At 52.7% G+C, this 13,140-nt stretch carries 14 protein-coding genes and 1 rRNA gene; all 15 read left to right on the forward strand.

What is annotated here, in order from left to right:
* Positions 1–4: 4 nt before the first annotated feature.
* A complete protein-coding gene (locus LQ229_RS20140) occupies positions 5–769 on the forward strand; it encodes a type III pantothenate kinase (RefSeq protein WP_216540571.1) in 765 nt (254 codons plus the stop codon).
* A 165-nt stretch (positions 770–934) separates the two neighbouring features.
* Positions 935–1,828: an Hsp33 family molecular chaperone HslO gene (gene hslO, locus LQ229_RS20145; protein ID WP_216540570.1), complete on the forward strand. Its 894-nt coding sequence runs from the start codon at positions 935–937 to the stop codon at positions 1,826–1,828.
* A gap of 39 nt (positions 1,829–1,867) precedes the next feature.
* Positions 1,868–2,836: a SurA N-terminal domain-containing protein gene (locus LQ229_RS20150; protein WP_216540569.1), complete on the forward strand. Its 969-nt coding sequence runs from the start codon at positions 1,868–1,870 to the stop codon at positions 2,834–2,836.
* 205 nt (positions 2,837–3,041) lie between these two features.
* Positions 3,042–3,977 carry a cysteine synthase A gene (gene cysK / locus LQ229_RS20155; protein WP_216540568.1) on the forward strand — a complete coding sequence of 312 codons (936 nt, stop codon included), beginning with the start codon at positions 3,042–3,044 and terminating at the stop codon, positions 3,975–3,977.
* Between the two features lie 207 nt (positions 3,978–4,184).
* A complete protein-coding gene (locus LQ229_RS20160; protein ID WP_230192691.1) occupies positions 4,185–5,789 on the forward strand; it encodes an anthranilate synthase component I family protein in 1,605 nt (534 codons plus the stop codon).
* Positions 5,786–6,367, forward strand: coding sequence for an aminodeoxychorismate/anthranilate synthase component II (gene pabA, locus LQ229_RS20165; RefSeq protein WP_216541400.1), 582 nt, complete (start codon positions 5,786–5,788; stop codon positions 6,365–6,367). Before LQ229_RS20160 ends, pabA begins: the two co-directional genes overlap by 4 nt.
* On the forward strand, positions 6,364–7,251 hold the full coding sequence (pabC, locus tag LQ229_RS20170; protein ID WP_230192692.1) for an aminodeoxychorismate lyase: 888 nt from the start codon (positions 6,364–6,366) through the stop codon (positions 7,249–7,251). Before pabA ends, pabC begins: the two co-directional genes overlap by 4 nt.
* Positions 7,252–7,276: 25 nt before the next feature.
* Positions 7,277–8,137: a dihydropteroate synthase gene (gene folP, locus LQ229_RS20175; protein WP_230192693.1), complete on the forward strand. Its 861-nt coding sequence runs from the start codon at positions 7,277–7,279 to the stop codon at positions 8,135–8,137.
* Entirely contained in the window at positions 8,130–8,492 is a 363-nt protein-coding gene (gene folB, locus LQ229_RS20180; RefSeq protein WP_216541401.1) for a dihydroneopterin aldolase, read from the forward strand. The genes folP and folB overlap by 8 nt, the downstream gene beginning before the upstream one ends.
* 5 nt (positions 8,493–8,497) lie before the next feature.
* Complete coding sequence (gene folK / locus LQ229_RS20185; RefSeq protein ID WP_216541397.1) at positions 8,498–9,094, forward strand: 2-amino-4-hydroxy-6-hydroxymethyldihydropteridine diphosphokinase; 597 nt, start codon at positions 8,498–8,500, stop codon at positions 9,092–9,094.
* Positions 9,046–9,264 (forward strand): helix-turn-helix transcriptional regulator, encoded by a 219-nt coding sequence (locus LQ229_RS20190; protein WP_216541396.1) that lies wholly within the window; start codon positions 9,046–9,048, stop codon positions 9,262–9,264. Before folK ends, LQ229_RS20190 begins: the two co-directional genes overlap by 49 nt.
* A 28-nt stretch (positions 9,265–9,292) precedes the next feature.
* On the forward strand, positions 9,293–10,321 hold the full coding sequence (gene dusB / locus LQ229_RS20195; RefSeq protein ID WP_216541395.1) for a tRNA dihydrouridine synthase DusB: 1,029 nt from the start codon (positions 9,293–9,295) through the stop codon (positions 10,319–10,321).
* Between the two features lie 234 nt (positions 10,322–10,555).
* Positions 10,556–11,032: a transcription elongation factor GreA gene (gene greA, locus LQ229_RS20200; protein ID WP_216541394.1), complete on the forward strand. Its 477-nt coding sequence runs from the start codon at positions 10,556–10,558 to the stop codon at positions 11,030–11,032.
* Between the two features lie 77 nt (positions 11,033–11,109).
* Positions 11,110–12,615: a lysine--tRNA ligase gene (gene lysS, locus LQ229_RS20205; RefSeq protein ID WP_216541393.1), complete on the forward strand. Its 1,506-nt coding sequence runs from the start codon at positions 11,110–11,112 to the stop codon at positions 12,613–12,615.
* Between the two features lie 399 nt (positions 12,616–13,014).
* Positions 13,015–13,140: ribosomal RNA gene (locus LQ229_RS20210) — 16S ribosomal RNA — on the forward strand; the annotation flags it as partial.

Genomic DNA, 13,140 nt, shown 5'->3' on the forward strand with positions numbered 1-13,140 from the left:
AAGCATGATATTGGTGATCGATGTAGGAAATACAAATATCGTGCTGGGCGTATACAAAGGGCGCGAACTGCTTCATCATTGGCGCCTGAGTACGAACCGGTCGGCTACGGTAGACGAATACGGCATCATGATTCATAATTTGTTCCGTATGGGAAAACTGCAAGTAAAGGATATCGACGGCGTCATTATTTCCAGCGTCGTGCCTCCATTGATGCATATGCTTGAGGTTCTATCCAAAACATATCTCTATAAAGAACCGCTCATTATCGGACCTGGAATCAAAACAGGCCTCAATATACGGTACGAGTATCCCCGCGAAGTCGGAGCCGACCGGATCGTCAATTCGGTGTCGGCGATCGAACAATACGGGGCGCCGATTATCGTAGTTGATTTCGGAACGGCGACGACATTCGATTATATCGATGGAAAAAGCAATTATTTAGGCGGGGCGATCGTTCCCGGCATTCAAATTTCGACGGAGGCGTTATATCAGCGCGCGTCCATGCTTCCCCGGATCGAGTTAACCAAACCGAAGAGCGTCATCGGCCGCAATACGGTCCATGCGATGCAATCCGGCATCATATTCGGTTATGCGGGACAAGTGGACGGGATCGTCGAGCGAATGAAGGCGGAATATGGGGAAAACCCTAAGGTGGTCGCCACCGGCGGTTTAGCCGAACTGATCGCAAGCGAATCGCGCACGATTGAGAAGATCAACCCGATGTTGACGCTGGAAGGATTGCGTCTCATTTATGAACGGAATCAATAGAATCGCAACGCTCACAAAACAATGCGGATGCTTACGAAGCAAGTTTTGTTCGAAGCCCAATCGTAGAAGCAACGCTCACAAAACAAAGCGTATGCTTCCGAGGCGAGTTTTGTTCGAAGCTCAGTCTAGAAGCAACGCTCACAAAACTTTTAGGAGGATTGCATCATGGCGAACAACCAAGAACAAGATTATTTAATCCGCGGGACGGCATTCGGCGGCAAAGTACGCGTGTTTGCCGTTCGCACGACTCATTTGGTGGATGAACTGCAGCGCAGGCACGGCACCTATCCTACGGCCACGGCGGCGCTGGGCCGGACGGTAACGGCGGCGGCCATGATGGGCGCCATGCTGAAAGGCAATGAGAAGCTGACGATCCAAGTGAAAGGAGACGGTCCCATCGGCCAAATCGTGGCCGACGCCAACGCCAATGGCGAGGTGCGCGGTTATGTCACGCATCCGCAGGTGCATCTGGCCAGCAATGCGCAAGGCAAATTGGACGTGGCGGGCGCGGTGGGAAGAGAAGGCTTCATCCATGTCATTAAAGATCTCGGCCTGAAAGAGCCCTACCATGGGAGCGTTCCGATCATCTCGGGCGAATTGGGCGAAGATTTCACGTATTATTTTGCCAAGTCGGAACAAACTCCTTCCGCCGTCGGTCTCGGCGTACTTGTCGATACCGATTCTTCCGTCATTACGGCCGGCGGATTTATTGTTCAATTATTGCCCGGATTAGCCGATGAAGATATTACGAAGATTGAAAATGCCGTCGGCATGCTCCCGCCTGTTACCGCGTTGCTCGATCAAGGATTGGAATTGGACGAACTTCTCGGTTGGATTGTCGAGGACGTCAATGTGCTCGATCGAATGGACATTCGTTTTCAATGCAAATGTTCCTACGAACGGGTAGAGCAAACGTTAATCAGTTTGGGCAAGCAGGAAATCGAGGAAATGATCAAGGAAGACGGCAAGGCCGAGGTCGTATGCCATTTCTGCAACGAAGCGTACCAATTCGATCGAGAGCAATTGCAAAATGTACTGGAACGGGCAGCAAGCAAATAAAGCGGGCGGCAGAAGTATAAAGTAAAGGGTTTAATGTGTATGACGAGGATTGAGAAAGGATTATGGGCCGCGGTCGCCCTGTTGTTCGGGTGTGTAGTTGTTTTGTCGTGCATGATTTTAATGTGGGGTTTGAATATGCCGGGGACGGAGAAATCCGGCGCAACCGCGACGCCCTCCGAAATCGACGAAACGGACGGCACACCGGTGGCGGAGATCGGTGGCGAGACGGTAACCGCCGGCGATTTGCGGGAAGAGCTGGTGCGGCAATACGGCGCGGTTACGCTGCAGCTTCTGCTGACGCGCAAGGCGTTTGCCAAAGAAGCCGTCTCGCTCGGCCTTGACGTCACCGACCGGGAAGTGGAGGAAGAGCTGCGAAGAATGATGTCCGGCTACCCAAGCGAGCGGGCCTATTACGATGCGATGTTCGAGCAGTTTGGCTTAAGCCCGGAACAGTTGCGGCAAGATACGTACGACCGTTTGCTGGCCGAGAAGGTGGCCGTTTCCGGCGTCAAAGTGAGCGATCGGGAAGTCGACGAATATATTGCGGCTCATGCGGATCAATACCGCGTCGCCGCACAATACAACATCGCGCAGATCGTTGTGAAAACCAAACCCGACGCCCTGGATGCATTGAAGCTTCTGGGCGAAGGGCAGCCGTTCCCGCAAGTGGCGCGGCAGGTTTCGCTTGATTACGGAACCGCGGACAACGGCGGGGCGTTGGGCTGGATCGGCGATGACGATCCTTTCGTCGATGCGAATATATTGTCCGCTGCCAGGGGGATGCAGGTCGGAGACATTAGCGAACCGATCCTATTGGACGACGGCCGATACGCGGTCATCCAATTAACCGGCAAGGAGGAGCCGCGGTCGCTGCAAGGCGACGAATTGCGCAAGACGGCGCGGAAAGACGCCGCATTGCAAAAAGGAAAATCTGTATACGAATTGGAACAAGAGTTAAGGGAAAAGTATAATGCGGTAATTCTCGATCCTCGTTTCATCGTGCAATAACACGAATTTTTGAATCGTTTGGAAATGCTTTGCGGGCGGTCGGCTTGCGAAGTATTTTTTTGCATTAATATGGGGGTTTCAAGGCGATTTCTTGTTGACAATCCGTGGAAAGGTTGTTACTATGAAAGTAATAAAACCTACCTAATTACTCGGAAATTAAAAATGACATCGAACATAACTGCAAAAACGTTTAGGAGGAGTTACCATGGCTAAAATTGTACAAAGTATCACGGATTTGATCGGCGATACGCCGCTTGTACGCTTGAACCGCATCGTACCGGAAGACAGTGCGGAAATTTATGTGAAGCTCGAATATCAAAATCCGGGTTCCAGCGTCAAAGACCGGATCGCCATAAGCATGGTTGAAGTTGCGGAGAGCGAAGGAAAGTTGAAGCCGGGCGATACGATCGTGGAGCCGACGAGCGGCAACACGGGAATCGGCCTCGCAATGGTCGCCGCCGCCAAAGGATATAAAGCGATTCTGGTCATGCCGGAAACGATGAGCATCGAGCGCCGCAATTTGCTCCGCGCGTACGGCGCCGAGTTGGTGCTGACGCCGGGATCCGAAGGGATGAACGGGGCGGTGCGCAAAGCGGAGGAACTGGTAGCCGAGAATCCGGGCTATTTTATGCCGCAGCAATTTAAGAACCAAGCCAATGTGAAAATCCACCGCGAAACGACCGGACCGGAAATTGTCGAGGCGATCCATTCGCTTGACGGCAAGCTGGATGCGTTCGTAGCGGGAATCGGTACGGGCGGCACGATTTCCGGCGCGGGAGAAGTGTTGAAGGAAAGCTTCCCGAATATCAAGATCGTAGCGGTCGAGCCTGCGGCATCGCCGATTTTGTCCGGCGGAAAGCCAGGACCGCATAAAATTCAAGGCATCGGCGCTAATTTCATCCCTGATATTTTAAACCGTGAAATTTATGACGTGGTGCAAACGGTCGATAACGACGAAGCTTTCGAAACGGCTCGCCGCGTGGCGAAAGAAGAGGGCATTCTGTGCGGAATTTCCTCCGGCGCCGCCATCTTCGCCGCTTTGAAGGTCGCGAAGGAACTCGGCAAAGGCAAACGAGTCGTAGCCGTCGTTCCGAGCAACGGCGAACGTTACTTGAGCACGCCTCTATTCCAATTTGAATAATCAATTTGTCCAGATTGAAGTTGTCGACTTCGAACCCGGTACCGGTATGGTGCCGGGTTTGCCGTATTATCGGGAACGATTCCGGGGCTTCTTCCAATAGGCGACTCCGTTTCGGATGTTTCGCCATTAAACGGCATCTTTCTTATGCATCGCATTTATATTACACTATTCATAAATCTTTACTCGGATCATATTGGAGGATCAACAGTGACGGTTGGCACGGTTCTAACATCATACGATCAATGGCGGAAATGGGCGGAGCAACAATATACCGTTTTGCCTTATGTTGTCAAATATAAACTCGACTCGCCCGAAAGGCTGCGGTCATGGAATCAGGCTTGGCATACGGCGGGGGATTACGCATTTGTTCTCGAAAGCGGGAAAGACGGGCGCTATACATTTCTCGGATTGCGTCCCGAAGCTGTGATACGCGGGAAAGGCGATCGGGCGCAGGCCGACGAATTGTCTGCGAATGCCGAAGGGCAATCGCTTACCGGCAAGCCTCTAGAGCTCGTTAAGGGCTGGATGGCGCCGTATCGCTCTCCCTTCGTCGATGGAGCGCCGAAGTTTATCGGGGGCTGCGTCGGGTACTTGAGCTACGATACGGTTCGTTCGCTGGAGGAACTGCCCGAGCGGGCTGCCGACGATCTCGGTTTGCCGGACTATCTGTTTATGCGCATCAACGAGTTGTGGATTATCGATCATGAACGGGCCGAGCTCTATTGCGCGGTACATACGCCGGTCTTGACTCCGTTAGCGGACGAAGAGGCGTTGCCGCGGCTGTACCAAGCCGCCCTTCAGAGCGAACGGCGCATGAAGGGGCAGTGGGATGCGATCCGGTCGTCCGCCGACGATGAGAGAACGGCGGCGGAATATGATGCCCGTCTTCGCATGGTGCAGGAAGACAAGCTGCATATGGATATCGAGTCGCTTACGGGAATCGAGACGTTATTTCCGAAATCCGATTTCGAGGAGGCCGTACGCCGAATTCAGCAATATATACGGCAAGGCGACGTATTTCAAGTCAACTTGTCGCTGCGTCAGAGCAGGGCGATCCGTTCGGTTCCGGAAGAGTTGTACGAATGGCTGCGCTTATTCAACCCTTCCCCGTATATGGGATTTCTGCGCTGCCCCGATTTTCAGCTTGTGTCGGCTTCGCCGGAGCTGCTTGTGAAGTTGGAGCGGGGACGAGTCAGCACGCGGCCGATCGCGGGAACGAGAAGAAGAGGGCGGACGGAGCGCGAAGACCGCGAGATGGCGGCGGAATTACTGGCAAGCGAGAAGGAGCGGGCGGAGCATATTATGCTCGTCGATTTGGAGCGCAATGATCTTGGCCGCATTTCCAAGTACGGAACGGTGCGCGTCAGCGAGTTGATGGCTGTTGAATATTATTCGCATGTCATGCATCTCGTGTCCGAAGTGGTCGGCGAACTGGCCGAAGGGAAGGATGCATACGACGTGCTTGCCGCTACTTTCCCGGGCGGGACGATTACCGGCGCGCCGAAAATTCGCACGATGGAAATTATCGAGGAGCTCGAGCCTACGCGGCGGGGACCGTATACCGGGTCGCTCGGTTTTATTGACTATAACGGGAATATGGAATTTAATATTATTATACGAACGCTGACGGTCCGGAAAGGCGTCGGCCATATTCAAGCCGGAGCCGGAATTGTGATCGATTCCGATCCGGAGCGGGAATATTACGAATCGATGAATAAAGCGAAGGCTTTATGGAAGGCCATTCAATACAGCGAGCGGGAACTTGGCGATTACCGTTTCAAGCGGAGTCAAAAGAAGGAGGAAACCCTATGATATTAGTCATCGATAATTACGATTCGTTTACGTATAACCTGGTGCAATATTTAGGCGAATTGGGGGAAGAAGTCGAAGTATACCGCAACGATAAGATCGATATTGCCGGCATTGAGGCGCTGAATCCGGATCATATTTTGATCTCGCCGGGACCGTGCACGCCGAATGAGGCGGGAATCAGCATGGAAGTCATCGAGCATTTTAAAGGGAAGGTTCCGATCTTGGGCGTTTGTCTCGGACATCAGTCCATCGGGCAAGTGTTCGGCGGGCGCGTCATCCGCGCGGAACGATTAATGCATGGCAAGACATCGGACATCTTCCATCGCGGAACATCGGTATTCGAAGGGTTGCCTTCGCCGTTGACGGCGACGCGGTACCATTCGCTGATCGTCGAACGGGAGTCGCTCCCCGATTGCCTGGAGATTACGGCGGAAACGGCGGAAGGCGAAATTATGGGACTCTCCCATAAAGAATATCCGGTCGTCGGGGTTCAATTCCATCCCGAATCGATTATGACGGAGGAAGGTCATCGGATGCTGCGCAATTTCCTTGATATGCGGGCTGCCGTAAGGCCATGAAATACATCGGGTTCAACGGAGAAGTCGTCGAACGGGACAAAGCCGTGATTTCCGTCTTGGATCACGGTTTTTTGTACGGCATCGGACTGTTCGAAACGATGCGGACCTACGGAGGCAAGCCGTTTATGCTGGAGCGCCATCTCCGCCGTTTGGCGGACGGCTGCCGCGCGCTCGGCATCGATCGCCGCGACGATCCGGAGCAGGCGGAGCGGCATATCGCGGAGCTGCTGCGCGCGAACGGCTTGCAAGACGGCTACGTCCGCTACACCGTATCGGCGGGCGAGGGCGCGCTTGGCTTGCCGAGCGAAGCGTATACCGCGCCGAACACCATCGTGTACGCGAAGGCGCTGCCCGATCCGCCGGCTTCCCTGTACACGCATGGGAAGCCGCTGCAGCTGCTCCGGACGCGGCGCAACAGTCCGGAAGGCGATGTGCGGTTGAAATCCGCCCATTATATGAACAATATTATGGCGAAGCGGGAATTGGCCCGATATAGCGAGGCGCAGCGCGCCGGCGCGGAAGGGCTGATGCTGAACGAAGCGGGATATGTTGCGGAAGGCATTGTGAGCAATGTGTTCTTTATCCGCGGCGGCGTTTGCCGGACCCCGGACGTTGCAACCGGGATATTGCCGGGCATTACCCGCGCCTTGGTGCTGGAGGACGCCCGTCATGCGGGAATCGCCGTCGAGGAAGGCTTCTATACATGGGACGACCTTCTTCAAGCGGATGAAATATTTATAACGAATTCGATTCAAGAATTGGTTCCGGTTCAGCGATTGTACGATACCGAACGCAATGAGCGCATCGTCGGCGATGGTGCGGCGGGACCTGTAACCGCCCTATTGCTGCAATTGTATCGCTCGAGAATTGCCGGACAACGATGACGACAGAAAGGCGGCGCAACATGCTATGTTGAAACCTACGATTCACCATCGGCGCTACCGGTATGGCGGAGCTTCGATCGAGCTTGGCGCGAGAACGCTGGTGATGGGCATTTTAAACGTCACGCCGGATTCTTTTTCCGACGGGGGCCAATATAACGATATCGAACGCGCTGTGGAACGGGCGAAGGCGATGGTTGCGGAAGGAGCCGATATGATCGACATCGGCGGCGAGTCGACCCGGCCGGGATCGGAAGAGGTCGGCATGAGCGAGGAATTGGAACGGGTCGTGCCGATCGTGCAGGCGCTGCAAGCCGCCATGCCCGGCGTTCCGCTATCCGTCGACACGTACAAGGCGGAAGTGGCGCGCCAATCGCTTGCGGCAGGGGCGCATATCATTAACGATATATGGGGATTCAAGCGCGATCCGGATATGGCGGCGGTTGCCGCAGAGGCGGGCTGCCCTGTGATACTCATGCATAACCGGGACAATCGCGATTACGCCGATTATGTGTGCGACGTGCTGAACGATTTGCGGGAAAGCGTTCGAATCGCTCTTGCGGCGGGAGTCGAAGAACGCAATATTATATTGGATCCGGGCGTCGGATTCGCGAAGGACTACGGGAAAGATCTTACGATCATGCATCATTTGGACGAAGTGGCGGCGCTCGGATATCCGGTGCTGCTCGGTACCTCGCGGAAACGGTTCATCCGCAATACGCTGCATCTGGAAGTGAACGATGTCGTGGAAGGAACGGCGGCGACCGTAGCTTTGGGCATAGCCCAAGGCTGCCAAATTGTGCGCGTGCACGATGTGCGGGAGATCAAACGAACGGTGCGAATGTGCGATGCGATCTTATATGGAAGCGGAGGGAAACATGATGGATAAAATGACGCTCACCCGAATGGAATTTTTCGGATATCACGGCGTTTTTGAGGAAGAAAGAAAACTGGGGCAGCGTTTTTACGTCGATCTCGACATGATGCTTGATTTGAGCCGAGCCGGACGAACCGACGATTTGACAGCAACGGTCAATTATGCGGAAGTATTTTACACCGTCCAAAACATCGTAGAGAAGCAATCTTTCCAACTTATTGAAACTTTGTCTGAAAATATTGCATCTGCCGTGCTGGACACTTATACTATTATAGATGAAATTACGGTTCGGGTGACGAAACCGCATCCGCCGTTCAACGTTCATTTTCAAGGGGTAACCGTCGAAATACGCAGAAAACGGAAGTGAATAGCATGATACACAATGACCACTCCTCCGAGCGATCCGAGGCTTATATTGCTTTGGGGGCGAATTTAGGGGAACGAGAGCGTACGCTGCACGAAGCGATTCGTTTGCTCGACGCACATCCGAACGTTTCCGTGCTGCGTTGTTCCGGCATTTACGAAACCGATCCGGTCGGATATGAGGATCAGCCCCCTTTTCTCAATATGACGATTGCCGTACAAACAAATTTGGACCCTGAAGCGCTCCTGACCGTATTAATGGATATCGAGCGGCAATTAGGCCGCGTCCGGGATATTCGCTGGGGTCCGCGCACGATCGACTTGGATTTATTGCTGATGGACAGGGTTGACCGAACATGGAATTCGGTTTCATTAACGCTTCCCCACCCCCGTATGGCGGAACGGTTATTTGTTCTTGTCCCTTTATCGGACATCGCATTGGATCATGCCTCTGCGAAGGGCGGTCCGGCGGAGGAGGGGACGGAAGCAAGCGTATCGTTGCCCGAATTTGTGAAGGATGCCATGGGTAAACTGGAGGGAAAGGAAGGAGTACGCTTTTGGACAACATGCAATTGGCAGGACGCATCCGGGCGTTCCGCAAATTAAAAGGATACACGCAGCAGCAATTGGCCGACCGATTGGCAGTATCGGTTGCGGTATTGGGAGCGATCGAACGGGGCAACCGCATACCGGATGCCAAAATCGTAACGGAAATCTCGCAGCAGCTCGGCATCGCCGTGGAAGAATTAACGGGTGAAAGCAACGGTTTATTATAAATCATGCAAGAAACAAGGAGTTGACGAAGTGCTTAAAATCGGAAATATTCAGATGAAAAATAGAGTGGTGCTCGCACCGATGGCCGGCGTCTGCAATCCCGCCTTTCGGCTGATCGCCAAAGAATTCGGCTGCGGGCTCGTTTGCGCCGAAATGGTCAGCGACAAAGCGATCATACACGGCAACCAAAGAACGATCGAAATGCTGTATGTAGACGAGCGCGAGAAACCGCTAAGCCTGCAAATTTTCGGGGGAGACCGCGATTCTTTGGTGGAGGCGGCGAAAGTCGTGGACCGGCAGACCAATGCGGATATTATCGATATCAATATGGGCTGTCCCGTTCCGAAAATTACGAAATGCGACGCGGGGGCGCGTTGGCTGCTCGATCCGAACAAAATCTACGAGATGGTCTCGGCGGTGGTGGATGCCGTGGAGAAGCCGGTAACGGTCAAAATGCGCATCGGCTGGGATCACGAGCATATTTATGCGATTCAGAACGCGCAGGCGGTGGAAAGAGCGGGAGGCCAAGCCGTCAGCGTGCATGGGCGTACGCGCGAACAATTGTATACCGGAACGGCGGATTGGGACATTATAAAAGAAGTTAAAGAGGCCGTTTCGATTCCGGTCATCGGCAACGGCGACGTATTCACGCCGGAAGACGCCAAGCGCATGCTCGAACAAACGGGATGCGACGGAGTCATGATCGGACGGGGGGCGCTCGGCAACCCGTGGATGTTGTACCGCACGGTCGAATATTTGACCACGGGAGAATTGCTTCCCGATCCGACGCCGGAGGAAAAGATCCGCATCGCCATTTTGCATATGGACCGTTTGGTTGCGTTAAAAGGCGAGCCGGTGGCGGTTCGCGAAATGCGCAAGCATTTGGCATGGTATCTGAAGGGGCTGCCTGGAGCGGCGCGCGTGAAGGATGTCATTATGGAAGAAACGAGACGGGACGAGATGGTGCGAATTTTGGAACAATTTGTCGCATCCCTCGCGTCTTCCGATACGCCGAAGCCGGTTCGCAAAGCCGGGAAGGACAAAACTTTGGTTCATTAGAAGATGCCGGGAAAGATGCGTTAAGGGAGCGTTTCCAACGTTTGGGGCCATGTCATTGACATTTTGTTTCCATTCCCATATAATTCTGCATTAGAAAATCAAGCCTCGGTTCTACAAGCCCTGTGTAGGAATCTAGTCATCATGATTTCCGAGCGTAATATATTATAAAGAAATAGTGAATTCGGCCCCCTTGCGCAGGGTGCGAAAATTTTTCACATGACAGGAGAATCGGTAATGAGTGATAAAGAAGTTATTCTGACCCAGGATGGTTTGAAAAAACTGGAGGAAGAACTGGAAAATCTCAAATCGGTGAAACGCCGCGAAGTCGCGGAACGCATCAAAATTGCGATCGGTTATGGGGATATAAGCGAGAACTCGGAATATGAGGATGCCAAAAACGAGCAAGCGTTTATCGAAGGCCGAATTATCACCCTTGAGAAAATGTTGCGCAACGCTCGAATTATTAATAACGATGAAATTGACATCGATACGGTCAGCATCGGTTCGATCGTAACCGTTGAAGATTTGGAGTTCGGCGACACGATGGAATATACGATCGTCGGTACGGCCGAATCCGATCCGCTGCAAAATAAAATATCGAATGAAAGCCCAGTCGGCAAAGCGATTCTCGGCAAGAAGAAAGGAACGGTAGTCGATGTGAGCGTTCCTGCGGGCATTATTCAATATAAAATCGTCGATATCAAAAAGTAAGTCACCGTTATGAATTTGAAAGCTTCCTTTGCGGGAGCTTTTTTCGCTATAATGTAGCTAAGGAGATGATTGTGAAAATGTCGGAAGAGGTAGTGAACCAAGAAACGGAACTAAGCGAATTGCTGCAAATTCGCCGCAACAAGTTGGACGAGCTTCGCGGGCTCGGAATCGATCCGTTCGGCAAGAAATTCGTCAGAACGCATACGGCGGAGCAAATTTTAGCTGCCAATGAACATAAAACGAAGGAAGAGCTGGAAGCGGAAGCGGTCGAAGTTAGCATTGCGGGACGCATTATGGCGAAACGGGGAATGGGCAAGGCGAGCTTCTCCCACATTCAGGACTTGAGCGGCAAAATTCAAATTTATGTACGTCAGGACACGGTTCCCGCCCATAAATTCGATGCGTTCGACCTGCTCGATCTCGGCGATATCGTCGGCGTGCGCGGCGTTGTGTTCAAAACGAAAACCGGCGAAACCTCGGTCAAAGCGAAAGATTTGGAAGTGCTGTCCAAGTCGCTATACCCGCTGCCGGAGAAATACCACGGGTTGAAGGACGTAGAGCTGCGCTATCGTCAACGCTATGTCGATCTCATTATGAATCCGGATGTTCAGCAAACCTTTATCGCCCGTTCGAAAATTATTCAATCGATGCGCCGTTATTTGGACTCTCTTGGCTATTTGGAAGTGGAGACGCCGACACTGCATACGATTGCGGGGGGGGCTTCCGCGCGGCCGTTCATCACGCATCATAATGCGCTCGATATGGAACTGTATATGCGGATTGCGATTGAGCTGCATTTGAAACGATTGATCGTCGGCGGACTTGAGAAAGTATATGAAATCGGCCGCGTTTACCGGAACGAAGGCGTCTCGACCCGCCATAATCCGGAATTTACGATGATCGAGTTGTACGAGGCTTATGCCGATTATAAGGATATCATGAACTTGACGGAGCAAATGATTTCCCATATCGCGCAGGAAGTGCTCGGAACGACGAAGGTTCGTTATCAAGACCATGAAGTCGATCTGTCGCCGGGCTGGCGCCGCGTGTCGATGGTTGATGCCGTCAAGGAAGCGGTTGGCGTCGATTTCAGCCGACATATGAGCGATGAAGAAGCGCGTGCATTGGCCAAAGAACATAAAGTGCCGATTGAGCCGCACATGACGTTTGGTCATATAGTGAACGCGTTCTTCGAGCACTTTGTGGAAGAGACCTTGATTCAGCCTACGTTCATTACGGGACATCCGCTCGAAATTTCGCCGCTTGCGAAGAAAAACGAGCAGGACCCGCGTTTTACCGACCGGTTTGAGCTGTTTATCGTGGCGCGCGAACATGCCAATGCGTTTACCGAGCTGAACGATCCGATCGATCAGCGCGAACGGTTTGAAGCGCAGCTGCGCGAGAAAGAGCAGGGCAATGACGAAGCGCATGAGATGGACGACGACTTTATTCGCGCGTTGGAATACGGCATGCCGCCGACGGGCGGACTCGGAATCGGCATCGACCGCTTGGTGATGCTGTTGACGAACTCGCCGTCGATTCGCGACGTTCTGTTATTCCCGACGATGCGTCGTTCGGAATAGTTGTACGGTTGCATGGTTTGAATAGGCAGTCTTAGGCGGGGAGCCTGGGACTGCTGCTTTTTTCGAATGAATGAGGGGAAAACGGCGTCGTAACAAGGGTTGCTGTAGGTATAAAAAAATAAATGGTGTTTGTAAAAATATACCTGTTGCATGTTTGATTGTCCCTGTGTTATATTATTTAAGTCGCCGCTGAACAAGAGCGGAGATGAGCAAAAAAATTTGTTCTTTGAAAACTGAACAACGAGCGAATTAAGCAACAATAAATGAGAACGACAAGTTCTCGTCAGCAACGAAATTTTGAGCTATTCGGCTCTTTCATATTCGGTTTTATCGGTTCTGTCGATGGAACCGACCAGATTATATCTCAACATCCCGTTCCGGGCCAAGAGAATAATCGTTTTAATGGAGAGTTTGATCCTGGCTCAGGACGAACGCTGGCGGCGTGCCTAATACATGCAAGTCGAGCGGAGTTCGTTTTGTAGCTTGCTACGAAGCGAACTTAGCGGCGGACGGGTGAGTAACACG

The sequence above is a fragment of the Paenibacillus sp. CECT 9249 genome (assembly GCF_918697855.1).
Lineage (GTDB): Bacteria > Bacillota > Bacilli > Paenibacillales > Paenibacillaceae > MSJ-34.